The organism is Rodentibacter sp. JRC1, from assembly GCF_020521555.1.
Classification (GTDB): Bacteria; Pseudomonadota; Gammaproteobacteria; order Enterobacterales; family Pasteurellaceae; genus Rodentibacter; species Rodentibacter abscessus.
On record NZ_BPWA01000001.1, the window covers coordinates 2,038,285 to 2,064,669 of the forward strand.

Sequence of the window (26,385 nt, forward strand, 5' to 3'; positions counted from 1 at the left end):
TTTTGCGTGGAATTAGGGGCAGCAAATAGGCTGTCCCTAATTTTATGCAAGTTTTTGTAAAATCAATTTACCCATCATTTCAATATGTGCAGAATCTGCATTTAATGCAGGGATATATTGATAGGATTCACCACCGTTATTTAGGAAATTTTCGCGATTTTCCGTATCGATTTCTTCAATGGTTTCTAAGCAGTCCACAGAAAAACCGGGGCAAACCACGGCGATTTTATGAATGCCTTGTGTAGCGGCAGATTCTAAAAATTTATCCGTATAGGGTTGTAGCCATTCTTCACGTCCAAAACGGGATTGGAATGACATTCCCCATTGATTTTCCGTCAAACCGAGTTTATCGACGATGGCAATGGTCGTTTGCTTGCAATGTTCGCGGTAGTAATCGCCCATCTCTTCATAACGCAACGGAATACCGTGATAAGAAAACAACAAAAACTCCTCTGATTTTAACCGCACTTTAATGGATTCAACCAACGCATTGATATAGTTTTCATCTAAATGATAAGAATGAATAAATTCAAACGGTGTAATATTTCTGGTATTTTTCAGTGCTTTCGCAAAAACATCAAATAATGCGCCGGTCGTTGTACTGGAATATTGCGGATAGAGCGGTAGTACGATGATTTTTTCTACCTGATTTTCAAGTAATTTTTCCACCGCACTTTGCATAGACGGATTGCCGTAAGTCATGGCAATTTCTACTTGAGCGTTGATCTTTTGTTCGGATAAATAGCGTTGTAATGCCTTTTGCTGTTGTTTTGTGATGGCAAGCAACGGCGAACCTTGTTCTGTCCAAATGGCTTGATAATTTTTTGCAATTCGTTTGGAACGTGGCGGCAGGATAACGAATTTGAGTAACGGCCACCATTTCCAACGGGGCAGATCAACAATTCGGGGATCAGATAAAAATTCCCATAAATAGCGGGAAACTGCGGCAGGTGTCGGCTCCTCCGGTGTACCTAAGTTGGCTAAAATAACACCGATTTTTTTTGTTAGGGTCATAAATTAATAATAGAAAGCGTTAATCGTGAAACGCAGCAAAGTTTATCTTGTTCATTACGGATGTCAATTTGCCAAACATGGGTATTTTTACTTAAATTGATAGGTGTAGCCTTTGCTATAACTTTTCCGTTTTTCACCGGGCGAAGATGATTGGCGTTAATATCTAATCCTACCGCAGCCTTTCCCTCTTCCAAGCAAAGAAAGCCGGCAAGCGATCCCAAGGTTTCCGCCAAGGCAACGGAAATGCCTCCGTGCAGTAGCCCAAAAGGTTGAGTGGTGCGGTGATCCACCGGCATTGTAGCTTCAATCCAGTCATCACCAAAGGCGGAAATTTCAATACCAAGATGACCTACGGCACAGTTTTTTCCCATTTCATTGAGTTGGGTTAACGTGAATGGTTTTTTCCAGATCATTTTTCCTCGCTTAATACTTCAAGTAGCGCTTGCAACGGATGTTTTAATACAACCTGTTCATAACGTTTCACTTGGCTGCGACAAGAATAGCCGGTGGCTAAACAAAAGTGCGGATCTTTTCCGTTGAGTTTTTTCCCCCAAGAAATATCATAAATTTCACGGCTCATCGCTTGATTTTGCACTTCGTGACCAAACACGCCCGCCATACCGCAGCAGCCTACTTTTTCCACCTTTAAGGTTTGCCCGAATTTTGCAAAGATTTGTTGCCATTCTTTCGGGCTGTTCGGCATAAAAGTCGATTCCGTACAATGTGGAAACAAATACCATTCAAAAGTGCGGTCATTTTTTTCCATATTTTTCAATTCGATGGTAAATAAGTCGGAATTAAGTTGTGTTGTTAGCCATTCGTGTGCGGTTAATACGTGGAAGTCGCCGCGTTGTTCTTGCAATGTTTCTTTGTATTCATCACGATAAGAAAGCACGATTGCGGGATCTACGCCCACCAATGGCACGCCCAATTTGGCTATGCGATTGAGAAATTCCGCTTGATTTTTAGCGGTTTTGGCAAAGCGTTTCAAAAAGCCTTTTATGTGCATAGCTTTACCATTAGGTTTAAACGGCAACAAAATCGGTTGAAAACCGAGTTTTTGGGCGAGCGCAACAAAATCACGTACGACTTTAGCGTCATAATAAGAAGTATAGGGATCTTGTACGATCAGTAAAACACGCGCTTTTTCGACCGCACTTAACCGTTCCAACTCTTCTAAGGGTTTGCCTTGATAGTGAATTTCGACAAGTTGCTGTTGCAAATTCGGCTCGGAAAGTAGAGGCAAATCCGTCATACCGATTGTTTTTTCTACAAGGGTTTGAGTGGCTTTTAATTTTGTAAAATAATTGAAGAATTTCGCCTGTTTTGCCATATAAGGGGAGGCGATTTCCAAGTTTGCCACAATATGGTCTTTAATCGGGCGCAAATAACGGCTGTGGTAAAAATGAAAAAATTTTGCACGAAAATTCGGTACGTCAATTTTTATCGGACATTGGCTGGCGCAGGCTTTGCATGCCAAGCAGGTATCCATTGCCGCTTTTACCTCGTGGGAAAAGTCATATTCACCACGTCGTTTTTGTACCGTATTACGAATACGTGCGATAAGTGCGGTCAATTTGACTTCGGTTTTTTGGAAATCCAACTGCTCAGGCGTAATATTTTTATCGGCGAGCAAACGTAGCCATTCACGTACCAGTGCAGCACGCCCTTTCGGTGAAAAGACACGGTTTTTGCTGACTTTCATTGAAGGGCACATAATGCTGTGTTCATCAAAATTAAAGCATAAACCGTTGCCGTTGCAGTTCATCGCACCTTTAAATTCATTGCGAATTTGCACGGGGATTTGGCGATCATTATCCGCACGCATGGTTGATAAAATGGAATAGAGTTCATCTTTTGAATTCAATGGCGTGCAGATTTTGCCCGGATTTAAGCGATTATTCGGATCAAATAAGAACTTGATGTAGCGAAGTTCGTTCCATAATTCCGGTGTAAAGAATTTCTCACCATAATGCGAACGCACGCCTTTACCGTGTTCTCCCCACAATAACCCGCCGTATTTTGTTGTGAGCGCCGTCACTTCATCAGAAATTTGTTTGAACAGTTTCACTTGGTTTTTATCGCATAAATCAAGCGCCGGGCGAACGTGTAAAACGCCGGCATCGACATGACCGAACATACCATATTGCAGGTGATGGCTATCCAGCAAGGCACGAAATTCTTCAATGTAATCCGCCAGATGTTCCGGCGGCACGCAGGTATCTTCCACAAAAGGGATCGGTTTTGCCGCACCTTTTGCATTACCGAGTAAGCCTACGGCTTTTTTTCGCATCGCATAAATACGTTCAATGGAAGCTAAATCCGAGCAAACTTGATAACCGATAATTGAATCTTGTCGGCGTGCGATTTTTTCATCCAGTGCTTGGCAAAGTGCGGTTACTTGACGGTCGATTTTTTCTTTATTATCACCGGCATATTCCACGATATTTAAACCGAGGATTGGATTTTCTTCGCTTTCGGTTAAAAGCTCACGCACGGAATGCCAAATGATGTCTTGCTTGGCGAGATTCAACACCTTGGAATCAATAGTTTCTACCGAAAGTGCATTGGCTTTCACCATAAACGGTGCATTGCGTAACGCTGCATCAAAGGAACTATATTTGATATTAATTAAGGTGCGGTATTGGGGAATGGGAAGAAGATTTAATTTTGCTTCGCAGATAAAGGCAAGGGAGCCTTCCGAACCGGTGAGCAGTCGGGTGAGATTAAATTCGCTTGCATCTTCATTAAAAACGTTCTTTAAATCATAACCGGTTAAAAAGCGGTTAAGCTGAGGTAAATCATTAATAATAGCAGTGCGCTTTTCTTTACAGCGTTGGGCAATTTCTTGATAAAGTCGTTTGCCGGAAGCATTTAATTCAAGAGAATTAGTAGTTTCTAAAATATCCTGAAATTTGACCGCTCTTGTATCGAGTATTTCGCCGTTCATTAATACTGCGCGTAGTTCCAATACGTGATCAGAGGTTTTACCGTATTGTAAAGAACCTTGTCCTGATGCATCCGTATTAATCATTCCGCCTAAAGTGGCACGATTGCTGGTGGAAAGTTCCGGCGCGAAAAATAGACCGTAAGGTTTCAAGAATTGATTGAGCTGATCTTTTACTACGCCCGCTTGCACGCGTACCCAACGTTCCTCCACATTAAGTTCCAAAATAGTTGTCATATAACGTGAAAGATCAACGATAATATTGTTATTGAGGGATTGCCCGTTCGTTCCCGTACCACCGCCGCGCGGGGTGAAAGTGAGAGATTGAAAATCAGGTTTATTCGCCAGTTTGGTAATGCGCACAACATCTGCAACGTTTCTTGGGAAGAGAATCGCTTGCGGCAGTAGTTGATAAACGCTGTTATCTGTGGCGAGCGCTAATCGATCCGCATAATTTGTGGCGATATCACCCTCAAAATGTTGCTTTTGGAGTTCCGCAAGATAAGTTTGAACGGTTTTTTCAAGTTGTGGGATATTAGAGAGAAGGGGAAGCATAGTATCAATCATAAAGTATAGAAAAAGCAAGTTAGAAAGATAATATATTATGGCGAAGAAAAAGTCGATTTTTACCTCTTTAAATTTGTTTTTAAAGCAAAAGGTTAGGGTAAATAAAGGTTTATGTTGGGATATTTGTTTGTGTATAAAATCACCAAAACAGCCAAAAAAAATTTGATCTTTGTTTTTTTTATAGGATAATAGACAGAATTTTGAACGTTCCTTTGGCGATTACAAAGGAATTGAATTTGTCAAAAGGTTAAAAATAGGGCAAATTCAAAACCCTAGTTAAGCAATGTTTTGAGTGATGTTTCTTCGGAAAGTTCACGATAAACGAGGAAACTTTTTATTTATCAATCGATGACTAAGATAGAGGACATCAAAATGAAAAAAACTGCAATCGCATTAGTTGTAGCCGGCTTAGCCGCAGCTTCTGTAGCTCAAGCAGCACCGCAAGAAAACACTTTCTATGTTGGTGCTAAAGCAGGTCAAGCGTCAGCGCACGATGGTATCCGTGCAAATGCTAAGCTCGATGGTCTTGGCTACAATCGTAATTCTTTCACCTACGGTGTATTTGGTGGTTACCAAATCTTAAACCGTGACAACTTAGGTTTAGCGGTTGAATTAGGTTATGACGATTTCGGTCGTATTAAAGGGCGTAACGCTGGTCAAACTGTTTTCAAACACACTAACCACGGTGCACACTTAGGTTTGAAAGGTAGCTACAATTTGGGTGGCTTAGTGTCTGCATTAGACGGCTTAGATTTCTACGGTCGTGCGGCGGCAGCATTAGTTCGTTCAGACTATAAATACTATGATGCAAACGGAAGCCGTAACCATGCGGAAGGTGCTCACAGCTTAAAAGTGTCTCCAATGTTTGCAGCAGGTTTCGAGTATGCAATGCCTTCATTACCGGAGTTAGCATTCCGTCTTGAATATCAATGGTTAACAAGCGTTGGTAAAGATAACAAATTAGCTGAAAACGCAGATTACACACCATGGATCGGTTCTATCAATGCCGGTTTATCTTACCGTTTCGGTCAAGGTGCTGCACCTGTAGTTGCACCTGAAGTTGTAAGCAAAACTTTCAACTTGAACTCTGATGTAACTTTCGCTTTCGGTAAAGCTAACTTAAAACCGCAAGCTCAAGCGACTTTAGACGGTATCTACGGTGAAATCGCTCAAGTTAGCAACGCTAAAGTAGGTGTTGCAGGTTACACAGACCGTATCGGTTCTGAAAAAACCAACTTAAAATTATCTCAACGTCGTGCAGACACCGTAGCTAACTACTTAGTAGCTAAAGGTGTTCCGGCACAAGACATCACTGCAACCGGTTACGGTAAAGCAAACCCTGTTACTGGTGCAACTTGTGACGCGGTTAAAGGTCGTAAAGCGCTTATCGCTTGTTTAGCACCGGATCGTCGTGTTGAAATCGCAGTTAACGGTACTAAATAATCCTATTTGGTATCCTTAGCGGATTAAATGGAAAAAGACCTAAACCTTGGTTTAGGTCTTTTCTTTTGTATGCTTAGAATAAGCATAACAATAATATCTTTAAAAAATTTTATTTATTAATAGGAATATTCTTATGAAAAAGTGGTTTGTCATTATCCTTGTTGCCGTAGTGGCGGGATTTACTTTAATGTCTAGTTATAATGGTTTAGTGAAAGCGGAAGAAGAAATTGATTCTGTCTGGGCAAATGTGGAATCTTCTTATCAACGCCGTGCTGATCTTATTCCGAATTTAGTGAATACAGTGAAAGGTCAAGCAAATTTTGAACAACAAACTTTAACCAACGTGATCGAAGCCCGTGCAAAAGCGACACAAACTAAAATTGATCCCTCAAATATGACGGAAGAACAGCTTACACAATTTCAACAAAACCAAAATCAAGTGGGATCGGCATTATCCCGTTTGCTTGTAACGGTTGAGCAATATCCGCAATTAAAAGCGCACGAAGGTTTTATGAATTTACAATCTCAACTTGAAGGTACGGAAAATCGAATTAATGTTGCCCGTAATAAATTTAATGAGGCTGCTCGTGTGTATAACCAAAAAGTACGTCAATTCCCAACAAAATTTGCCGCAATGATTCTTGGTTTTAAAGAAAAACCTTATTTCAAATCAACGGCAGGTGCTGAAAATGCTCCGACTGTGAATTTTAATTAGGATAAGATAATGAAATTCTTTTCAAGGATTCCTGTCGATAAAAAACAAATCGAGGCGGCAATTGTTCGCCTCGAAAGCCAAAGTTCGGCAGAATTGCGCGTATATATTGAGAGGAAATTACCTAAGTCTTCAAAAAACTTATCGGCAATAGCACGGGCTTTACAGGTATTTAATGATCTGGAGATGCACAAAACCGCAGAGCAAAATGCCGTATTAATCTATGTCGGGTATAAAGATCATCTTTGTGCGATTGTCGGTGATAAAGGGATTCACCAATTTGTCGATGCGACTTATTGGCAGAAACAATGTGATCTGATGATCTCCCAATTCAAGCAAGGGGCTTATACCCAAGGCATTGTTGAAGCAATTAATCGTATTACCGAAATCTTAATAACACATTTCCCGGTTCAACCGAATGACCGAAATGAATTATCGAATGAGGTAATTATTCATGACTAGATTGTTGCAGATTATGAAAAGTGCGGTTGTTTTTAGCATTATTTTTTGGGTGAATTTCGTCTCTGCTGCGCAGTTTCCGCCTACGCCAACCCCTTTTCATTATGTGAATGATTACACGAATACTCTGTCATCTCAACAGCAGCAAATTCTTGAAAATAAACTGATCGCTTATGGTAATTCGACAAGCTCACAAATCGCGGTTGTCATCGTGCCCACAACAGGTGAATATGAAATTGCCGATTATGCTTTTGCTTTGGGCGATAAATGGGGAATTGGACGTAAGCAGTTAAATAATGGCGTGTTAATGCTGATTGCGAAAAATGACCGCAAAGTTTTTATCGCCACAGGACAAGGTTTGGAAGGGGTATTGCCTGATGCTTTTTTATCACAAGTTATTCGCCATGCGATTTTGCCTCAATTTAAGCAAGGACAATATGCGCAAGGCATAAATGACGGCTTAAATGACATCATTGCAGCCAGCCAAGGGGAATACGGTGCTTATCAGACGGAAGAAAGTGAATTTGAACAATATATTCCTTTCATTATGGTGTTGGTATTTATCGCTTTTGTTGTGTTTGGTGAATATCTGTATCATAAGGATGAAGTCTATATCAGCCCGAATCAGCGTGATCAATTAAATCGTATTGTGCGTCAATCTACATTATCCCGCCGCCGTAGCGGTTCAGGTTTTGGTGGCGGATTCGGAGGCGGCTCATCAGGCGGAGGCTTTGGTGGTGGCGGTTTTGGCGGCGGTGGAGCCGGCGGAAGTTGGTAAATCCTACATAAATACTCAAGTTATAATTTGTGATGTTTTTAACTTATGTTAAAATGCCCGCTCGTTTTTTATGGGGAACATTATGGAAACTTTAGATAAAATTAAGAAACAAATCAGCGAAAATCCGATTTTAATTTATATGAAAGGATCGCCAAAACTGCCTTCTTGTGGTTTTTCTGCACGTGCGGTTGAAGCCTTAATAAACTGCAAAGTGCCTTTTGGTTATGTCGATATCTTACAACATCCTGATATTCGGGCAGCGTTGCCGAGTTATGCAAATTGGCCGACTTTCCCTCAATTATGGGTTGAAGGTGAATTGGTCGGCGGGTGCGATATTATTTTGGAAATGTATCAAGCCGGTGAATTGCAAACTCTGTTAAGCGAAGTCGCTGCCAAGCACCAAGCATAATGTATTTAGAGCTTAAACCCGCTTTTTGCGGGTTTTCTTTTGCTTGAATTTTGTGATTCGTTTTATCGTAAAGTGCTTGTATATTATAAAGCATTTGTATAGACTTCCACACAATTAGTCGGGGTGCCAACTTGTTTGGCTGAGAAATACCCGTGAACCTGAAACAGATAATGCTGGCGTAGGAAACTAATTCTTTTTCATTAGGCTGTTTCTTCACTTTTTATAAGGATGGCATTATGAAAAAAACACGCTTCATTTTATACGCAATCGCTTCAGCAATTGCTATGGTTTCGCCACCGTCGGCTAAGCCGATGTTCAAAAAACTGTTGTTTTTTGTAACCGCACTTTTTGTTTCATCTCCTTTTACTCAAGCTGCACCGCAACCTTTAACGGTCTATACTTATGATTCTTTCAGCGCTGATTGGAGTGCCGGCCCGAAAGTTAAAAATGGTTTTGAAAAACAATTCCCTCAGTGTCAATTAAATTATGTCGCTTTTGATAATAACGGTACTCTGTTTAATCGTGTACGTTTGGAAGGCAAGAAAATTAAAGCGGACATCGTTTTGGGGTTAGATAATCACCAAATTGATGAAGCGGAAAAACTCGCAATGTTTGAGCCGAATCAAGTTGATCTCAATAAACTTGCGTTGCCGTTAGAATGGGATAATCGTACTTTTTTACCTTTCGATTTTGCGAAATACGCTTTTATTTACGATAAAAATAAATTAACCAATCCGCCAAAAAGCCTGAAGGAATTGATTGAACGAAAAGATTTAAAAGTGTTATATCAAGATCCGCGCACCAGCAGTATCGGACGAGGTTTATTACTTTGGGTGAATACGCTTTATCCGCAAGCTGAAATTGAAAATATGTGGAAAGCGTTAGCTGAACATACGGTTACCGTAACGAAAGGTTGGACTGAAGCCTATGGTGCCTTTTTAAAAGGTGAGGGGGATTTGGTATTAAGCACCAACACTTCACCGATTTATCATCTTCTTTCCGAACAGAAAGAGAATTATATGGCGACTGATTTTGCAGAAGGTGGCGTGTTGCAAGTGGAAGTTGCGGCGAAAGTGGCGAATCGTAGTAATCGTTGTGCCGATCATTTCCTTGAATACTTGCTTTCACCGGAAGCGCAAGCCGATATAGCAAAAAATAACGTGATGTTACCGGTGATTAATACGGCGATTGAAAGCAATATCGATGCCCTAAAGGAGCATACTCAACATAGTGTTGTTCTGGATACATCAAAAGTAACCGGTGAACATTTAAAAAACTGGATTAATCAATGGCAAAAGGCACTTTCTAAATAATGAGTCGTATGGTGCCATTATTTTCTCATCCGCATTTTCGTCCCCGTCATTATATCGGCGGAAGTGCGGTCGTTTTTTTCATTGTTTTACTTTATGTGCTCTCTCTTTCATCAGTGTTTTCTGTAGGAGGAAGCTATACGTGGGAAAACTTTAAACAAGACAGTTATCTACATCAAATCATCACCTTTAGTTTTGAGCAGGCTTTTTTGTCGGCATTGCTTTCGGTGATGATTGGAACGTTATTTGGGCGTGCATTTTTTTATCAATCTTTTTGTGGCAAGCGGCTTATACAGCGTTTATTTTCTCTCACATTCGTATTGCCCGCATTATTGGCTATCTTCGGTTTACTTGGTATTTATGGTTCGGCTGGTTGGCTAAGTTTGCTTATGCAGAGTTTGGGAATCGACTGGAAACCGACAATCTACGGACTAAGCGGCATCTTGATTGCTCATCTTTTTTTTAATATTCCTCTCGCGGCAAGAATGACGGGGCAAGCCCTACAATCTATCCCTTCGGAACAACATCAGCTTGCCGCTCAATTAAATATTCGCGGTTGGCAATTTTTTCGTCTCATTGAATTACCTTATCTTAAAAATCAACTTTTACCTGCTTTTGTGTTGATTTTTATGTTGTGCTTTACCAGCTTCACGATTGTACTCGCACTTGGTGGCGGGCCACAAAATAGCACATTAGAAGTCGCCATTTATCAAGCGATTTTATTTGAATTTGATTTTCCGAAAGCCGCCTTGTTTGCCTTGATTCAATTTGTTTTTTGCTTTGTATTATTTACGATGTCGCAGTTTTTGGCAAAACCACCGGAAACCCACTTATCTCAGCGTTATATTTGGCTGGCTGCCCCTTCAAGTGCGGTCAAAATTTTTAATGTTTTTATTTTAATTAGCGTTTGCTTATTTATTTTTATGCCCTTGTTGAATATTATCGTTGAAGGATTGAACGCACGGCAATGGGGGCGTTTTTTACAAGACCCGCAGTTATGGAAAGCCTTAATGTATTCTCTTTCTATGGCACCGACTTCAGGCGTGCTGGCAATTACTTTTTCTTTTCTCTTATTACTGCTTTCACGCCAATTACAATGGCTCCATTTTCCTGTGTTTGCAACCTTTATTCAAACCGCCGGAATGATGATTTTAGCCATTCCTACATTGATTTTGGCGGTAGGGCTATTTTTGCTTTTACAAGATATTGATTTCACCAATGTACATTTATTTTTTATCGTCGTGCTTTGTAACGCCTTGGCGGCGATGCCTTTTGTTATCCGAATTTTAAATTCGCCGATGATGCAGGCGACGCAATATTATGAAAAACTATGCTTATCGCTTAATCTTAAAGGTTGGCAACGCTTTAAATTAATAGAATATCCGTTATTAAAGGCACCGTTAAAATATGCGTTTGCGCTGGCGACGACACTTTCGTTGGGGGATTTCACGGCAATTGCATTATTTGGTAGTCCGGATTTCACCTCGCTTCCTCATTTGCTTTATCAACAACTCGGGCAATATCGTAGCCAAGAAGCTGCAATTACCGCATTGATTTTGCTGGGTTTATGTATCGGATTATTTCTGTTTATCGAACACAATAAGGTGGACAATGATTAAATTAAAAAAGGTTAAATTTAATTATAAATCAATGCCGATGGCGTTTGATCTACATATTCGTGCGCAAGAAAAAATAGCAATTATTGGTGAAAGCGGCGCAGGAAAAAGCACTTTGTTAAATTTGATTGCCGGTTTTGACTGCGTAAATAGCGGGGAGATTTGGTTAAATAGTGAAAATCACACAAATACCGAACCTTATCAGAGACCTGTTTCTATGTTATTTCAAGAAAATAATTTATTTACCCATTTAACCGTGGCAGAAAATATTGCATTGGGTCTGAAATCGAATTTATCGCTTTCTTCTGAAGATAAAATGCGGATAGAACAAGCGGCAAGTGCGGTCAATTTACAAGATTTTTTAATGCGAAAACCGACCGCACTTTCAGGGGGGCAAAAACAGCGGGTTGCTCTGGCACGTTGTTTGTTACGTAATAAACCGATTTTATTATTAGATGAACCCTTTTCAGCACTTGATCCGCAATTACGTGTGGAAATGTTACGCTTAATAGATCGCTTATGCAGTGAAAAAATGCTAACTTTGCTGCTTGTTACGCATCAGCCGCAGGAATTGGAAGGCTATATTGATCGCCTTATTCATATTCACCAAGGACAAAATTTATAGGGAAAAGTATGACAACTAAACAAACCGTTCAATTAAATAGCATTACACCACATCCTTGCGTTGAGTATTGGTCCGTCTGCAAAGTTGAGGCATTATTTGAAACGCCCTTTTTGGAGTTGGTTTACCGAGCGGCACAGGTACATCGAGAGCATTTTAATCCGCAAGCGATTCAGCTTTCGACATTGATGTCGATTAAAACCGGCGGATGTCCGGAAGATTGCGGCTATTGTCCGCAATCGGCACGGTATCAAACCGGTGTGCAAAATCAGCAATTACTGAATGTTGATGAAATCGTGGAGAAAGCCAAAATTGCAAAATCTCGTGGGGCAGGACGTTTTTGTATGGGGGCGGCATGGCGAGGGCCTAAACCGAAGGATATGGCAAAAGTAACGGAAATTATTAAAGCCGTAAAAGATCTTGGGTTAGAAACTTGCGGCACTTTCGGATTATTGCAAGAGGGAATGGCGGAAGAATTAAGAGAGGCGGGATTAGATTACTATAATCATAACCTTGATACCGCACCGGAACATTATCATAAGATTATTGGTACACGCCGTTTCGATGATCGTTTAAGCACCTTAGGCAAGGTGCGTAAAGCCGGTTTGAAAGTGTGTTGTGGCGGCATCGTGGGAATGAATGAAACCCGTAAGGAACGCGCAGGTTTAATCGCAAGCCTTGCGAATTTGGATCCGCAGCCGGAATCCGTACCAATCAATCAGTTGGTGAAAGTAGAAGGTACACCGCTTGCCGAAGCGGTAGAATTGGATTGGACGGAATTTGTTCGTACCATTGCGGTGGCTCGTATCACAATGCCTCAAAGTTATGTTCGTTTGTCGGCAGGTCGTCAAGGTATGACGGAAGAAATGCAGGCAATGTGCTTTATGGCGGGAGCCAATTCGATTTTTTATGGCGATAAGTTGCTCATTACGGGAAATCCTGAAGAAGACGGCGACCAAATTCTTATGGCAAAACTTGATTTAGAGCCGGAAACGGAAGAAAATCGAAAACCGCTTGAGCGTTAATAAGGGAAAGAAAGTAAAGCGGTATTATGTAGCACTTGCACAAATCATCGTAGGGTATCATTAGGCGAAGCCGTAACGCACCATATAGAGGGGGGTAATGATGAAATGGTGCGTTACGCAAAGCTTAACGCACCCTACTTCCAATAAACATTGATCATAAAATTCTCTTTGTGCGACTGCTACATAATACCGAAGTAAAGAAAAAGTGCGGTAAATTTCACCGCACTTTTTTCTCGCTGTAAGTTAGCCTTTATTTCTGTTCTCAAATTCGGTTAGGGCTTCATCAAATTGTTCCGCTACTGTCGGGTGAACTTGGGCGAATATTGATGAGGTTATCGTGATGAACGAGCAGACTAAGAAACCTGGAATGATTTCATAAAGGTGGGATAAATCTTCCCAGCCTAGGTATTTCATTAACGGGCTCCAAGCGACCACCGTTACCGCACCTGATAACATTCCCCATAATGCCGCTTTAGAGCTGATGTTACGATTAAAGAGGGAGAGAATGACGACAGGGCCGAATGCCGCACCGAAACCTGCCCAAGCATAGGATACCAAGCCCATCACTTTAGAATTTGGATCTTGTGCAATGATGATGGCAACGATGGCGATCAATAACACCATTAAACGCCCAACCCACACTAATTCTTTGCTTGAAGCGTTTTTGCGGAAAAAGCCTTTGTAAAAATCTTCCGTAATTGCAGCAGAACACATTAATAATTGCGCTGATAACGTACTCATCACCGCCGCTAAAATGGCTGATAACACTATACCGACAATCCAAGGATTAAACATCACTTTAGAGAGTTCAATAAAGATGGATTCCGCATTATCAAGCGGAATATTTTTGTGGGTGAAATAACCTAATCCGAAATAACCGACAGCTACTGCTCCACCTAGGCAGAGTAACATCCAAGTAATGCCGATGGTGCGGGCTTTATCAAGGGATTGAACGGAATCTGCCGCCATAAAACGCGCCAAGATATGAGGTTGCCCAAAATAACCTAATCCCCAAGCGAGGGCGGAGATTACGCCGATACCGGATACGTTATGCAACCAGTTGCTATATGGAATGTTAGTTACCGCTGATTTTGCCGCTAAAGCCGTATTGATTTCATCCCAGCCGATATTCACTAACGCCATAATCGGCGCAAGAAGTAAGGCAAAAATCATTAACGAAGCCTGAATGGTATCACTCCACGAAACCGCTAAATAACCACCGATAAAGGTATAAGTGATGGTAGCAATTGCACCGAGCCAAAGAGCGGTGTAGTAATCTAATCCTAATAAACTTTGGAACAATTTAGCACCGGCAACGACACCTGATGCGCAGTAAATAGTGAAAAAGAATAAAATTATGGAGGAAGAAATAATTTTTAACGCTTTTTTCTGACGTGGAAAACGCTGAGCAAAAAATTCAGGCAATGTGAGCGCATTACTGTATTTTTCGGTAAAAATACGTAAGCGACCCGCCACGATTTTGTAGTTCATAAAGGCACCGATGGTCAACCCCACGGCAATCCAGGCTTCAGACAAACCCGAAAGGAAAATTGCCCCCGGTAAACCCATTAAAAGCCAACCGGACATATCCGAAGCTCCGGCAGACATTGCGGTGACAAAACTCCCCATTTTTCGACCACCTAAAATATAGTCGTCAAAGTTTTGAGTTGAGCGATAGGCGTACAATCCGATCCCTAAAATGATTAATAAATACAAACCAAATGTGATGTAAATTTGCATAGTTTTACTCCTATTTTTGAAGTGTTTGTGCTCCCACCATTTACGGAGGAAGTTGTCGCAAAGCGACTGAAGGAAATGCAACAAGCACAGCATAGCGGAAATGATTTGATTTTTAGGGGAGATCACGCCGGTCTACAAAATATCTCTTATTGAGATTATAGTTCAGCACCAACAGGTGGTGTGATCCCCCTAGTTTTCATTCAAGAATGATATACCGTGCAACCGCTACATAACAGAGAAAACGATTAGAAAAATGACCGCTCTTTTCCCTCCGCCTTAATTAAATAGGGGAGGGAATATATAGAGGGTAATGCTAATGTTCTTCTGATGCCATTAACGATGTATTTCCGCCGGCAGCAGTCGTATTATAGCTGCGAGAGAATTCATCGTATAACGGCAGTAAATCTTGTGTCATTTGCCAATCGAAACATTTAAAAATCGCTTTGCTGTTTTCTGCAAGCCATTGGCGTTGAGCCTTTTCAAGTGCGGTCAAATAGATACCTTTTTGACAATGCCCTAATTGAGTATCTACACGAACTCCGACTTTGTTGGTTTTGGCAAGCGGGTGGCTAGGTTCAACTAATATGGTAAAGCCGGCATTAAGTAGTTTATCTGCTGCCGATTGCGCTTTTTCTAAATCACCGTTTAAAATTGCGACTTCGCACGGTAGGTATGCCAAACTGTTATGTTCTCCGGTGATGCTTTCTAGCACCGGTTTGGTGTTAGCTAGTGTGTGTTCGTCACCGAATTGACTATAATAGCGTGGAGTGCGGGTTAATCGTTGGAGATAGAACTCTCCGCCGGCTTTAGGGCCTGTGCCGGATAAACCGTGTCCTCCGAAAGGTTGTACTCCAACAACGGCACCCACGATATTACGATTAATATAGAAGTTACCGCAATTGAGATGTTTTTCCACCAAGTCCATTTGTTTGCGAATGCGGCTGTGGCAACCGCCCGTTAAGGCATAACCTTTTTCGTTTACGCTTTCGAGTACTTTTACTAAATCATCTTTGTGATAGCGGATAATGTGTAGAATCGGACCAAATACTTCGCGTTTAACTTGATTCAAGTTATCTAATAAGTAGATGGATGGCGCAATAAAATGACCACCCTCCGGTACGGATAATTCGGTGTAAGCACGCGCTACTTTACGCATATTAGCTTGGTGATTAAGTAAGTTCTGTTTAGCTTCATCATCAATTACCGGCCCAACATCGGTTTCGAGTAAACGCGGATCGCCAATGCTGAGCTCTTTCATTGCTTCGCTGAGCATTTTGTAATATTGCTCTGCAACTTCTTCTTGCAACAATAAAATGCGAAGGGCGGAGCAGCGTTGACCGGCGGAATCAAATGCAGAACTTAAAACGTCCGCCGCCACTTGTTCAGGTAAGGCGGAGGTATCGACGACCAATACATTTTGACCGCCTGTTTCTGCAATAAGAATCGGATCATTATCTGCTGTCGCCAAACGTTTTTCGATAAGTTTTGCCACTTCAGTTGAGCCTGTGAATACAACACCGTCAAAAGGTTGTTGTACCAATGCAGCACCGAGATCGCCTGCACCTAGCACCAATTGTAAGGTTTCTATCGGCACGCCTGCTTGATGGAGTAATTTCACGGCGGCGTAAGCAATCAGTGAAGTTTGTTCTGCAGGTTTTGCGATCACCGCATTACCCGCTGCAAGAGAAGCGGCAATTTGTCCTGTAAAGATGGCGAGAGGGAAGTTCCAAGGAGAAATGCAAAGTACTTTTCCACGAGCTTCGCCAAGTTGGTTATGTGCGCTTAAATATTCAAGTTGGTTAGCATAATAGCGGAGGAAATCAACCGCTTCACGCAACTCTGCAATGGCATTTGGTAAGGTTTTGCCGGCTTCGACAATAGCAAGTTTCATTAATAAGCCGTGATGCTCTTCATAGAGATCCGCCGCTTTGCGTAAAACGTTGGCTTTTTTGACCGCACTTTGTTCATTCCAAACTTGATTACTCGCTCTATTGAAAACAGTTTCCGCCGTCGTTACATCCAAGAAGCGTACTTCACCGATTGTTTCAGTTAATTTTGCAGGATTTTTTACCGTATGTGCGGTGTGCTGTGTCAAATTATCTAGTGCCGTTAAAGATTCGCCATTGGCGATTTGGGCTTCGTTTAAAGCTTTTTCAAGATTTGCAAGTACAAATTCGTTAGTTAAATCAAAACCTGCGGAATTACGGCGATCCGCAAAGAGCTCTAGAGGCTTACGGACTAATTTATTCGGTTCACCGTGGGATTTTTCATAAAGTTTCCATGGTGGAGTTACGAGTTGTGAAACAGGAATAGTTTCATCTACTAATTGATGTACGAAAGAAGAATTCGCCCCATTTTCCAGTAAGCGACGAACAAGATAGGCGAGCAATGTTTCATGAGTACCGACCGGAGCATATACACGAACCTGACGATCAAAATTATCTTTGCCTACAATGTTGTCATAAAGGTTTTCGCCCATACCGTGTAAGCATTGAAACTCAAATTCTTTTCCTTGCCCTAATTCGTAAACGGTGCACATAGTGAGGATATTGTGAGTTGCAAATTGCGGATAGATGACATCTTGTGCATCAAGAAGTTTTTTGGCACAAGCAATGTAGGCAATGTCAGTATGATTTTTACGCGTATAAAGCGGGAAATCTTCAAGTCCATCGGTTTGCGCCCATTTGATTTCGCTATCCCAATATGCGCCTTTCACTAAACGGATCATCAAATAGCCTTGTTTTTCACGGGCAAGATTGATTAAGTAATCCAACACGTACGGACAGCGTTTGGAGTAGGATTGCACAACAAAGCCAATTCCTTTGTAGCCTTTGAGCTCCGGTTCATCAAGTAATTTTTCCAGTAAATCAAGGGATAGTTCTAAGCGATTGGATTCTTCCGCATCAATATTTACACTGATGTTGTATTTTTGGGCGAGTAAGAAAAGTTGTTTTATGCGCGGGTAAAGCTCGTTCATTGTACGATCGTATTTTGCACGGCTATATTTGGGATGAATTGCAGAGAGTTTTACTGAAACGCTATTACCGTTATAGATGGTTCGCCCTATTGCATTTTTACCTACCTCTTCAATGGCATGCAAATAGTCATTGAAATAACGATCGGCATCAGTCTCTGTCATTGCGGCTTCGCCTAACATATCAAAAGAGAACGTAAACCCTTTTTTATAGCGTGGATTAACGTGTTGTAAGGCTTCTTGCATTGTTACGCCAGCCACAAATTGTTTACCCATAATGCGCATCGATTTAACCATTGCTTGGCGCATTGCCGGTGCTGCGAGACGGGCAAAAAGACCTTTTAAGCTGCCGGAGAGTTGTTCTTCCGTAAGGGTTTCACTCACTTTTTTACCAAAAACCAAACCATAGCTGGCGGCATTGATGAAAAAAGATTTTGAATTGCCAAGGTGAGATTGCCAGTTGCCGTCTTGTAATTTTTCGTAGATAAGCTCATCACGGGTTTTGGCATCCGGAATACGTAATAATGCTTCTGCCAAACACATTAGTGCCACACCTTCCTCCGAACTTAATGAAAATTCTTCCATCAATGCATCGGCACCGTATTGTTTTTGCTTGATATGGCGAAGTTTATTGATAAGTCTGGTTGCATTTTCTGTAATACGTTTTTCTTGTTCTTCCGTGAAATTGAGCGTTGCCATCAAGCGATTAACCGCTGTTTTTTCATCAAGGCGATAATTCTCGGTAATGATTTGACGTTCAGGACGATAAGTTTTGGAAAGTGAAATAGACATTTGATAACCTCTTTCTCGGATACTTATGTTACAAAATTGTGAATAAAATTAAGTCTATTTTGATAAGAAGTAAATAAAGATTTATTAAATTTGTGAGTAATATCACAGAAAATATGGATAAATTAGAAGGCGTTAGCGAAAGAAGAGGATAAATAAAAAAATCCTCTCATTTAGGAAACAAGAGGATTTTTAAATTATTAAAGATGTTGACTAATAAAAGCCGCTAATTGAGTTTTCGGCAATGCACCTACTTGTGTACCAACTACTTCCCCGTTTTTAATCAGAAGTAATGTCGGGATACTGCGTACACCATATTGCGCTGCTACCGTTTGGTTTTCATCTACGTTGATTTTTACGATTTTTGCTTTACCGTCAAATTCCGGGGCAAGCTCATCTAATAGCGGACCAACCATTTTGCAAGGACCGCACCATGGTGCCCAAAAATCGACTAATACAGGGAGATCCGAACGTAATACGTCAGCTTCGAATGTTGCATCGGTGGTATGTAATACTTGACTCATTTTTATTTCCTTTATTTGTGAATGTTGCCTTTATATAAAGGCATTTAGTTAAATTACAAGTGCGGTCAGAATAGCACGAGTTATTTAAAAGTACAGTTATTGATTTAATTGTTAAAAGTAAAAGGGTAAAACATCTACCCGTAAGATTTAGAAACTTATTTTAAATTAGCAAAGGCTTGGAGTAAGTCTGCTTTAATGTCTTCCACATCTTCAATCCCTACAGAAAAACGCAGCAAGGTATTTGTGATACCACGTGCCACGCGTTCAGCCTCCGGAATATCCATATGCGTTTGTGTTGCCGGATAAGTGATAAAACTTTCTGTACCACCAAGGCTTTCTGCAAAGGTAATAAGTTTTATCGATTTCAAGAAAGTGTTTATCCAAGCTTCATCTTTTAAACGGAAAGAAAGCATTCCTCCTTTATTCGGATAAAGCACAGAATCTACTTGCGGTTGTGCTTTTAAAAATTCGGCAATCGTTTTTGCGTTTTCTTGATGGCGTTTCATACGTAAAGAAAGGGTTTTCATACCACGGACGGTTAGCCAAGAATCAAACGGGGAAAGCACCGCTCCCGCGCCATTTTGAATGTAAGCGATGCGATCGCAAAGTTCTTGACCTTTTGCCACAATCAATCCGACTAACGCATCATTATGACCGGCGATATATTTTGTACCGCTGTGAATAACAATATCGGCACCTAAATCTAACGGACGGGAAAGTACGGGAGTTAAGAAAGTATTATCAACGATTAACATTAAATGATGTTTTTTCGCCAATTTAGCGATTTCAGCAACATCGCATTCTTCCATTAATGGATTAGAGGGAGTTTCAATAAAAATCGCTTTAGTGTTTGGAGTAATTGCCGCCTCAATATCAGCGACAGAGGCTGTATTGACATAAACAGGTTTCACACTATTGTTATTTTTATAAGAAAAATCCAAAAGACGGTAAGTACCGCCATATACATCGCTTGAAACGACCCATTCATCCGGTGAAGTGAAAAGAGTCATTAATACTTGAATTGCAGCCATACCGGATGAAAATGCAAAACCACGCTCACCGTTTTCTAATTGTGCGATGGTGTCTTCTAACACCGAACGGGTTGGATTTTTCGTACGGGTGTAATCAAACCCCGTGCTTTCCCCAATACCGTGGTGCCCATAAGCCGTAGAAAGAAAAATCGGCGTTGATACCGCCCCGGTACGCTCATCACTGCGATTACCGGCTTGAGCAAGTAGGGTGTCGATTGCATATTGTTGTGTTGTCATAATGGCCTCTAAAAATAACGAAAAAAGTGACCGCACTTTTTATTTGAAGAATGCCGAACATTTTGGCATAAAGCCCAAATTGATAAAAGAAGAAATTAAAAAATAGAAAGAAATTTCATTTTCTCGTCATTTATTGCCAATAATTTAGACGAAATGCAGTTTTTTTAAACGGTTAATATTTTTTTTTTAAATCTGCGATTGACAGCTTTTCAAATTTCCGTAAAATGCGCACCACTAACAGCAAATGCGGGAATAGCTCAGTTGGTAGAGCACGACCTTGCCAAGGTCGGGGTCGCGAGTTCGAGCCTCGTTTCCCGCTCCAATACGGCGTGTTAGCAAAGCGGTTATGCACTGGATTGCAAATCCATGTAGCTCGGTTCGACTCCGGGACACGCCTCCATAATACGTTGTAAGTTAGTCTATGTGCCCGAGTGGTGGAATCGGTAGACACAAGGGATTTAAAATCCCTCGCCTTTCGAGGCGTGCCAGTTCAAGTCTGGCTTCGGGCACCATTTTATAAAACCCCGTTTTTATAAAAAACTCCTTTAAAATCCTATACTTGGGTCGTTAGCTCAGTCGGTAGAGCAGCGGACTTTTAATCCGTTGGTCGAAGGTTCGAATCCTTCACGACCCACCAATATCGAATTCTCTAAGGCTGTAAGTTATCCTTTCAAATTCAATAGCTTACGGCTTTTTTCTTATCTACTATGCCCTAGATTTGTCAGTACAGATAAAGGAAGGATAAATTCTTAGTATACTCAAAAAGGAAGTCGTTCGACTTCCTTTCTAGTGATTTAATTATTTCTGGCGCATTGCCGGGAATAAAATGACATCTCGAATAGAGGGGGCATTTGCAAATAACATCGCGAGGCGATCGATGCCTAATCCTTCTCCGGCGGTTGGAGGCAAACCGTGTTCAAGGGCAACTACAAAGTCTTCATCTTTAAACATCGCTTCATCATCACCGGCTTCTTTTGCGGCAACCTGTGCATCAAAACGTTCGTTTTGATCTTCGGCATCGTTGAGCTCTGAGAAACCGTTACCGATTTCACGCCCACCAATGAACAATTCAAAACGATCCGTTACGTCAGGGTTTTCATCATTACGGCGTGCTAATGGCGAAATCTCTGCGGGATGAGCCATTAAGAATGTAGGTTGAATTAAGTGATGTTCCGCCACTTCTTCAAAAATTGCATTCACAATACCACCCAATCCCCAAGATTTTTGTACTTCAATACCTAAGCGTTCAGCCGTAGCTTTTGCGCGATCAAAATCGTATAAATCTTCTTTTACGATACCTTTATCTGCACCGTATTTGATGGTTGCATCGTGTAAAGTGATACGTTCAAAGGGTTTACCGAAATCAAATTCGTACTCACCATATTTCACGATCGTTGTGCCAAGGATATCAAGTGCAAGCTTACGTAATAATTCTTCCGTGTTATCCATTAAATCGTGATAATCTGCGTATGCTTGGTAGTATTCAAGCATAGTAAATTCAGGATTGTGTCGAACCGACACGCCTTCATTACGGAAGTTGCGATTTAATTCGAATACACGTTCAAAACCGCCGACAACCAAGCGTTTTAAGTAAAGTTCAGGGGCGATACGTAAATACATATCTACATCAAGTGCATTATGGTGAGTGATGAAAGGACGGGCTGAGGCACCACCGGGGATCACTTGTAACATCGGCGTTTCCACTTCCATAAAGCCTTTGGAAATGAAATATTCACGAATACCTGCTACGACTTTAGATCGAATAATAAAAGTACGGCGGGATTCTTCGTTAGAAATTAAATCCAAATAGCGTTGGCGATAGCGTACTTCTTGATCGGTCAAACCATGGAATTTATTCGGTAATGGACGAAGTGCTTTGGTTAAAAGTTGAACTTCAGTGGTTTTTATAGTGAGTTCATTGGTTTTGGTTTTGAAAAGCGTACCTTTTACCCCGATAATATCGCCGAGATCCCAATGACTTACATCCTCTTTATAAATACCTTCAGGCAGATTATCACGTGCGATATAAAGTTGGATTTTGCCACTCATATCTTGAATTGTGATAAAGGTTGCTTTACCCATTACTCGGCGTGTCATAATACGGCCTGCCACCAACACTTCAATCGCTTTTTCTTTTAATGCCTCGCCTTCCTCAGAATCGTATTTATCGTGTAAATCTTGAGCAAGCGCATTACGGCGGAATTTATTCGGAAAAGCATTACCTTTTGCTCGTAATGCACTAAGTTTTTCACGGCGAACAAGCATTTCGCCATTGAGATCCAGTTCTTTTACTTCTTGTTCTGACATTTTGTTACCTTCATTTTGACTTTAAAATCTATTAAAAAATGACCGCACTTTGTGATCATTTTATTCGGAGGAATGTGAAATGCTATTTCACACATTTGTAATATTACAAACCGGCTTTTAAACTCGCTTCAATAAAGCGATCTAAATCACCGTCCAATACTGCTTGAGTATTACGATTTTCTACGCCGGTGCGTAAATCTTTAATACGTGAGTCATCCAACACATAGGAACGAATTTGGCTGCCCCAACCAATATCGGATTTATTTTCTTCCATGGCTTGCTTATCGGCATTTTTCTTTTGTAATTCCAATTCATACAATTTTGCTTTTAATTGCTTCATTGCTTGATCTTTATTTTTGTGTTGGGAACGATCGTTTTGACATTGTACGACAATGCCACTAGGAATATGGGTAATCCGAACGGCACTTTCCGTTTTATTGACGTGCTGACCGCCGGCACCGGAGGCGCGATAAACATCAATTCGTAAATCTGCCGGATTGATTTCAATATCAATATCGTCATCAATTTCAGGATAAACAAAGGCGGCGCTGAAAGAAGTGTGGCGACGGTTATTGGAATCAAAAGGGCTTTTACGTACTAAACGATGAATGCCGGTTTCCGTACGCAACCAACCGAAGGCATATTCTCCGCTGACTTTGATGGTAGCTGATTTCAAGCCGGCTACATCACCGTCCGAAACTTCCATTAATTCGGTTTTGAAACCTTTACCTTCAGCCCAGCGCAAGTACATTCGCAACAGCATTTCCGTCCAATCTTGTGCTTCCGTACCACCGGAGCCGGCTTGTAAATCGACATAGCAGTCAGCACTATCGTGTTCTCCGCTGAACATTCGGCGAAACTCTAGCTTTTCAAGCTGTTGTTCAAGTTCTTCCAATTCTGCTACGGCTTCATTAAAGGTTTCTTCATCTTCGGCTTCAACTGCGAGTTCTAACAACCCGTCAACGTCTTCTAAACCTTGTTCAAGGGATTTGATGGTATTAACAACTTGTTCAAGAGAGACGCGTTCTTTACCTAAGGCTTGCGCTTTCTCCGGATCATTCCATACATCCGGTTGTTCTAATTCGGCATTAACTTCTTCTAAGCGCTCAACTTTGGCTTCAAAGTCAAAGATACCCCCGAAGCACGAAAGTGCGGTCGGAAAGGTCGGTGATTTTATTTTTTATGGGATTAATTTCAAACATAAATAGAAATGTAATATTACAAAATGTTATAAGTAGCAGGATTATAAGCTATTTTCTAATTTTTGGGTAGTTGGGCTTGCGCAAATTTGCAATCTCTTTATAATTCCAAGCTTTGTTAATTAGGCAAATTTAGGAACAAAAATGAAGAAAATTTTAACCGCACTTTTATGTGTCGTTTCAGTTAACGCAATGGCGGATGATGTCGCTATCAAGAACAGGCTGCAAGCTCTTGGTGCGAAAAATATAGAAGTAAAAAACGCTCCGATTTCAGGGATTAAAACCGCAGTAACCGATGAGGGGATTATTTATGTGACTGAAGATGGTAAATATGCTTTTCAAGGTAAACTTTATGAATTAACCGATAAAGGGCCTGTGGACGTTGCCGGTAAGTTATTGATGGACAAACTTAATTCATACAAAAATGAAATGATTGTTTATCCGGCAAAAAATGAAAAGCATGTCGTGACCGTTTTTATGGATATCACTTGCCATTATTGCCATTTGTTACATAAACAGTTGAAAGAATATAATGATCTTGGCATTACCGTGCGTTATTTAGCTTTTCCTCGAGGCGGTATGAAAACGGAAACGGCAAAACAGATGGAAGCGATTTGGACGGCGAAAGATCCGGTTTTCGCTTTAAATGAAGCGGAAAAAGGCAATCTACCTAAAGAAGTAAAAACACCGAGTATGGTGAAAAAGCATTACGAATTGGGTATTCAATTCGGTGTAAACGGTACGCCGAGCATTATTACTTCAAGCGGTGAACTCATCGGCGGGTATCTGAAACCGGCGGATTTATTGGCCGCACTGGAAGAATAGTATTTAAAGTGGGCTTATTGTCCACTGTTTTTACGATATTATGTAGCCCGTTGTATAAAATATTATTTTTGAATAAAGGTAGGACGTCATGCTTGGCGTCCGAGTTTTCTATTTAGTTATTAATTGTTGTGAACAAACTCATCAAACGTCGTGAAATTCCAACAGGAAATTCTGTTTCAGAAAATCCGCTGTTGGATAGACTTTATCGCGCACGCCATATCAAAAACACGCAAGAATTAGACCGCACTTTAAAATCAATGCTGAACCCGGCTCGCTTATACGGTATTGCTCAAGCCGTAGAGTTACTGGTATCGGCTTATCAGCAGCAACAAAAAATCGTGATTGTCGGTGATTTTGATGCGGATGGCGCAACAAGTACGGCATTGAGTGTGCTTGCTCTCCGTCAGTTGGGTTTTACCGATGTTGATTATCTTGTGCCTAATCGTTTTGAGCAAGGCTATGGTTTAAGTGTTTCCGTAGCGGAAATGGCGATTGAAAAAGGCGTTCAGTTGTTGATGACGGTGGATAACGGCGTTTCCTCTTTTGAGGGAATCGAATTTTTAAAGGCGCAAGGCGTACAGGTTTTGGTTACCGATCACCATTTACCTTCGGACATTTTGCCGCCAGCCGATGCGATTGTGAATCCGAATTTAAGTCAATGCGATTTCCCTTCAAAATCCTTGGCGGGCGTAGGGGTTGCCTTTTATCTTATGCTTGCCGTGCGGGCTAAATTCCGAGAGAACGGCATTTTTACGGAGAAAAACCAACCCAATTTTACCGAATTGCTTGATCTTGTCGCACTTGGCACAATTGCTGATGTCGTGCCACTCGATCAAAATAATCGCATTTTGGCGCATCAGGGCTTGATGCGTATCCGTGCCAAACATTGTCGCCCGGGAATTATCGCTTTAGCGGAAGTGGCAAATCGTGATATTGAACAATGTTCAGCCGGGGATCTCGGTTTTTCTATTGCTCCCCGTTTAAATGCGGCAGGGCGATTGGATAATATGTCCCTTGGTGTGGAACTATTACTCGCCGAAAATATGCAAAAGGCACGTGAATTGGCTTTAGATCTTGATCAGTTAAATCAAACCCGTAAAGAAATTGAAGCGGGAATGAAACTTGAGGCCTTAGAAATTTGCCGAAATTTGACCGCACTTTTCAAAGAATTACCCATCGGCATTGCGCTTTATCAGGCGGATTGGCATCAAGGCGTATTGGGAATTGTTTCCTCTCGAATTAAAGATCAATATCATCGACCTGTCATTGCTTTTGCACAAGATGAAGCGGGTGTGCTAAAAGGTTCGGCACGTTCTATTGAAGGTTTACACATTCGGGATCTACTGGAAAGAATCCATTCTCAATATCCTGATATGATCCTAAAATTTGGCGGTCACGCAATGGCAGCCGGATTGAGCATTCGTGAAGAATGCTTTGGGGAATTTCAGCAAATTTTTAATCAAACCGTTACAAACTGGTTGGACGAAGAACGTTTACAAGGGGTGATCTGGACTGACGGCGAGCTGAAATCAAGTGAGTTTACACTTGATACGGCTGAACAATTAAGAGCGGCAGGACCTTGGGGACAAGGATTCCCCGAACCTTCTTTTGACGGTGAATTTAAAATTTTAGAGCAGCGAGTCGTGGGGGCAAACCGCAATCATCTAAAAATGTTGGTCGAGCCGAAGTCGGGAGGTGTGCTTTTAGATGCTATTGCCTTTAATATTGATACTCGACGCTATCCGGATTTATCCATAAAACAGGCACGTTTAGCTTACAAGCTGGATATAAATGAGTTTCGTGGTAATCGTTACATACAGTTATTGATAGATTATATTGAACCCATTGATGAATAAA

General features: G+C 41.2%; 20 protein-coding genes, 4 tRNA genes and 1 riboswitch. Of the genes, 15 read left to right on the forward strand and 9 right to left on the reverse strand.

All coding sequences use genetic code 11. The annotated features are described in order from the left end of the window. Positions 1-42: 42 nt before the first annotated feature. Genes hemH through HEMROJRC1_RS09290 form a run of 3 tightly spaced genes read right to left on the reverse strand, consistent with a single transcriptional unit; the run spans position 43 to position 4,516 of the window. Positions 43-1,014, reverse strand: a complete 972-nt coding sequence (hemH, locus tag HEMROJRC1_RS09280) for a ferrochelatase (RefSeq protein WP_226692644.1) — start codon at positions 1,012-1,014, stop codon at positions 43-45. Beyond that, a complete protein-coding gene (locus tag HEMROJRC1_RS09285; protein ID WP_226692645.1) occupies positions 1,011-1,427 on the reverse strand; it encodes a hotdog fold thioesterase in 417 nt (138 codons plus the stop codon). The genes hemH and HEMROJRC1_RS09285 overlap by 4 nt, the downstream gene beginning before the upstream one ends. Next, positions 1,424-4,516 carry an FAD-binding and (Fe-S)-binding domain-containing protein gene (locus HEMROJRC1_RS09290; protein WP_226692974.1) on the reverse strand — a complete coding sequence of 1,031 codons (3,093 nt, stop codon included), beginning with the start codon at positions 4,514-4,516 and terminating at the stop codon, positions 1,424-1,426. Before HEMROJRC1_RS09290 ends, HEMROJRC1_RS09285 begins: the two co-directional genes overlap by 4 nt. Positions 4,517-4,900: 384 nt before the next feature. Here HEMROJRC1_RS09290 and ompA point away from each other — a divergent pair, with 384 nt between their 5' ends. From ompA to bioB, 9 genes are all read left to right on the forward strand, one after another. After that, positions 4,901-5,971: a porin OmpA gene (gene ompA, locus HEMROJRC1_RS09295; RefSeq protein ID WP_226692646.1), complete on the forward strand. Its 1,071-nt coding sequence runs from the start codon at positions 4,901-4,903 to the stop codon at positions 5,969-5,971. Positions 5,972-6,104: 133 nt separating this feature from the next. After that, positions 6,105-6,686 (forward strand): LemA family protein, encoded by a 582-nt coding sequence (locus HEMROJRC1_RS09300; protein WP_226692647.1) that lies wholly within the window; start codon positions 6,105-6,107, stop codon positions 6,684-6,686. 9 nt (positions 6,687-6,695) lie between these two features. Continuing rightward, entirely contained in the window at positions 6,696-7,145 is a 450-nt protein-coding gene (locus HEMROJRC1_RS09305; RefSeq protein WP_226692648.1) for a TPM domain-containing protein, read from the forward strand. Then, on the forward strand, positions 7,138-7,920 hold the full coding sequence (locus HEMROJRC1_RS09310; protein ID WP_226692649.1) for a YgcG family protein: 783 nt from the start codon (positions 7,138-7,140) through the stop codon (positions 7,918-7,920). The genes HEMROJRC1_RS09305 and HEMROJRC1_RS09310 overlap by 8 nt, the downstream gene beginning before the upstream one ends. An 82-nt stretch (positions 7,921-8,002) precedes the next feature. After that, on the forward strand, positions 8,003-8,329 hold the full coding sequence (gene grxD, locus HEMROJRC1_RS09315) for a Grx4 family monothiol glutaredoxin (protein ID WP_226692650.1): 327 nt from the start codon (positions 8,003-8,005) through the stop codon (positions 8,327-8,329). A 109-nt stretch (positions 8,330-8,438) separates the two neighbouring features. Then, positions 8,439-8,531, forward strand: a riboswitch (TPP riboswitch). 109 nt (positions 8,532-8,640) lie between these two features. Continuing rightward, the gene (gene thiB / locus HEMROJRC1_RS09320; RefSeq protein ID WP_226692975.1) at positions 8,641-9,642 is read left to right on the forward strand and encodes a thiamine ABC transporter substrate binding subunit; all 1,002 of its coding nucleotides are present in this window, start codon (positions 8,641-8,643) and stop codon (positions 9,640-9,642) included. Positions 9,643-9,650: 8 nt separating this feature from the next. Then, a complete protein-coding gene (gene thiP / locus HEMROJRC1_RS09325) occupies positions 9,651-11,258 on the forward strand; it encodes a thiamine/thiamine pyrophosphate ABC transporter permease ThiP (RefSeq protein WP_226692976.1) in 1,608 nt (535 codons plus the stop codon). Continuing rightward, positions 11,251-11,880, forward strand: a complete 630-nt coding sequence (thiQ, locus tag HEMROJRC1_RS09330; RefSeq protein WP_226692651.1) for a thiamine ABC transporter ATP-binding protein — start codon at positions 11,251-11,253, stop codon at positions 11,878-11,880. The genes thiP and thiQ overlap by 8 nt, the downstream gene beginning before the upstream one ends. An 8-nt stretch (positions 11,881-11,888) precedes the next feature. Further along, complete coding sequence (gene bioB / locus HEMROJRC1_RS09335; protein ID WP_226692652.1) at positions 11,889-12,902, forward strand: biotin synthase BioB; 1,014 nt, start codon at positions 11,889-11,891, stop codon at positions 12,900-12,902. Between the two features lie 243 nt (positions 12,903-13,145). Here bioB and putP read toward each other — a convergent pair whose 3' ends face one another. The 4 genes from putP to HEMROJRC1_RS09355 form a co-directional block, all read right to left on the reverse strand. After that, positions 13,146-14,642 carry a sodium/proline symporter PutP gene (gene putP / locus HEMROJRC1_RS09340; protein WP_226692653.1) on the reverse strand — a complete coding sequence of 499 codons (1,497 nt, stop codon included), beginning with the start codon at positions 14,640-14,642 and terminating at the stop codon, positions 13,146-13,148. Positions 14,643-14,955: 313 nt separating this feature from the next. Beyond that, positions 14,956-18,408: a bifunctional proline dehydrogenase/L-glutamate gamma-semialdehyde dehydrogenase PutA gene (putA, locus tag HEMROJRC1_RS09345; protein WP_226692654.1), complete on the reverse strand. Its 3,453-nt coding sequence runs from the start codon at positions 18,406-18,408 to the stop codon at positions 14,956-14,958. 197 nt (positions 18,409-18,605) lie between these two features. Next, complete coding sequence (gene trxA / locus HEMROJRC1_RS09350) at positions 18,606-18,929, reverse strand: thioredoxin (protein WP_226692655.1); 324 nt, start codon at positions 18,927-18,929, stop codon at positions 18,606-18,608. A gap of 155 nt (positions 18,930-19,084) precedes the next feature. Next, the gene (locus tag HEMROJRC1_RS09355; RefSeq protein ID WP_226692656.1) at positions 19,085-20,197 is read right to left on the reverse strand and encodes a methionine biosynthesis PLP-dependent protein; all 1,113 of its coding nucleotides are present in this window, start codon (positions 20,195-20,197) and stop codon (positions 19,085-19,087) included. Positions 20,198-20,443: 246 nt separating this feature from the next. On the opposite strand from HEMROJRC1_RS09355, the gene HEMROJRC1_RS09360 reads away from it, so the two are divergent. From HEMROJRC1_RS09360 to HEMROJRC1_RS09375, 4 genes are all read left to right on the forward strand, one after another. Further along, positions 20,444-20,519 (forward strand) — tRNA-Gly (locus HEMROJRC1_RS09360). Between the two features lie 4 nt (positions 20,520-20,523). Next, positions 20,524-20,597: transfer RNA gene (locus HEMROJRC1_RS09365), tRNA-Cys, on the forward strand. Between the two features lie 25 nt (positions 20,598-20,622). Then, positions 20,623-20,709: transfer RNA gene (locus tag HEMROJRC1_RS09370), tRNA-Leu, on the forward strand. A 49-nt stretch (positions 20,710-20,758) separates the two neighbouring features. Further along, positions 20,759-20,834, forward strand: a tRNA-Lys gene (locus HEMROJRC1_RS09375). A gap of 161 nt (positions 20,835-20,995) precedes the next feature. Here the strand turns inward: HEMROJRC1_RS09375 and lysS are convergent. Together lysS and prfB are read right to left on the reverse strand one after the other, a co-directional pair. Further along, entirely contained in the window at positions 20,996-22,504 is a 1,509-nt protein-coding gene (lysS, locus tag HEMROJRC1_RS09380) for a lysine--tRNA ligase (RefSeq protein WP_226692657.1), read from the reverse strand. Positions 22,505-22,607: 103 nt separating this feature from the next. Then, a protein-coding gene (prfB, locus tag HEMROJRC1_RS09385; protein ID WP_226692658.1) for a peptide chain release factor 2 occupies positions 22,608-23,706 on the reverse strand; the annotation gives its coding sequence in 2 pieces (ribosomal slippage) (positions 22,608-23,630 and positions 23,632-23,706; 1,098 coding nt in all). Between the two features lie 141 nt (positions 23,707-23,847). Here prfB and dsbC point away from each other — a divergent pair. After that, entirely contained in the window at positions 23,848-24,528 is a 681-nt protein-coding gene (dsbC, locus tag HEMROJRC1_RS09390; protein ID WP_226692659.1) for a bifunctional protein-disulfide isomerase/oxidoreductase DsbC, read from the forward strand. A gap of 128 nt (positions 24,529-24,656) precedes the next feature. After that, complete coding sequence (gene recJ, locus HEMROJRC1_RS09395; protein WP_226692660.1) at positions 24,657-26,384, forward strand: single-stranded-DNA-specific exonuclease RecJ; 1,728 nt, start codon at positions 24,657-24,659, stop codon at positions 26,382-26,384. Position 26,385: the final 1 nt, after the last annotated feature.

Bases quoted from the DNA above. Each gene is read 5' to 3' on its own strand.
- hemH (WP_226692644.1), bottom strand. From the start codon at position 1,014: ATGACCCTAACAAAAAAAATCGGTGTTATTTTAGCCAACTTAGGTACA.
- HEMROJRC1_RS09285 (WP_226692645.1), bottom strand. From the start codon at position 1,427: ATGATCTGGAAAAAACCATTCACGTTAACCCAACTCAATGAAATGGGA.
- HEMROJRC1_RS09290 (WP_226692974.1), bottom strand. From the start codon at position 4,516: ATGCTTCCCCTTCTCTCTAATATCCCACAACTTGAAAAAACCGTTCAA.
- ompA (WP_226692646.1), top strand. From the start codon at position 4,901: ATGAAAAAAACTGCAATCGCATTAGTTGTAGCCGGCTTAGCCGCAGCT.
- HEMROJRC1_RS09300 (WP_226692647.1), top strand. From the start codon at position 6,105: ATGAAAAAGTGGTTTGTCATTATCCTTGTTGCCGTAGTGGCGGGATTT.
- HEMROJRC1_RS09305 (WP_226692648.1), top strand. From the start codon at position 6,696: ATGAAATTCTTTTCAAGGATTCCTGTCGATAAAAAACAAATCGAGGCG.
- HEMROJRC1_RS09310 (WP_226692649.1), top strand. From the start codon at position 7,138: ATGACTAGATTGTTGCAGATTATGAAAAGTGCGGTTGTTTTTAGCATT.
- grxD (WP_226692650.1), top strand. From the start codon at position 8,003: ATGGAAACTTTAGATAAAATTAAGAAACAAATCAGCGAAAATCCGATT.
- thiB (WP_226692975.1), top strand. From the start codon at position 8,641: ATGTTCAAAAAACTGTTGTTTTTTGTAACCGCACTTTTTGTTTCATCT.
- thiP (WP_226692976.1), top strand. From the start codon at position 9,651: ATGGTGCCATTATTTTCTCATCCGCATTTTCGTCCCCGTCATTATATC.
- thiQ (WP_226692651.1), top strand. From the start codon at position 11,251: ATGATTAAATTAAAAAAGGTTAAATTTAATTATAAATCAATGCCGATG.
- bioB (WP_226692652.1), top strand. From the start codon at position 11,889: ATGACAACTAAACAAACCGTTCAATTAAATAGCATTACACCACATCCT.
- putP (WP_226692653.1), bottom strand. From the start codon at position 14,642: ATGCAAATTTACATCACATTTGGTTTGTATTTATTAATCATTTTAGGG.
- putA (WP_226692654.1), bottom strand. From the start codon at position 18,408: ATGTCTATTTCACTTTCCAAAACTTATCGTCCTGAACGTCAAATCATT.
- trxA (WP_226692655.1), bottom strand. From the start codon at position 18,929: ATGAGTCAAGTATTACATACCACCGATGCAACATTCGAAGCTGACGTA.
- HEMROJRC1_RS09355 (WP_226692656.1), bottom strand. From the start codon at position 20,197: ATGACAACACAACAATATGCAATCGACACCCTACTTGCTCAAGCCGGT.
- lysS (WP_226692657.1), bottom strand. From the start codon at position 22,504: ATGTCAGAACAAGAAGTAAAAGAACTGGATCTCAATGGCGAAATGCTT.
- dsbC (WP_226692659.1), top strand. From the start codon at position 23,848: ATGAAGAAAATTTTAACCGCACTTTTATGTGTCGTTTCAGTTAACGCA.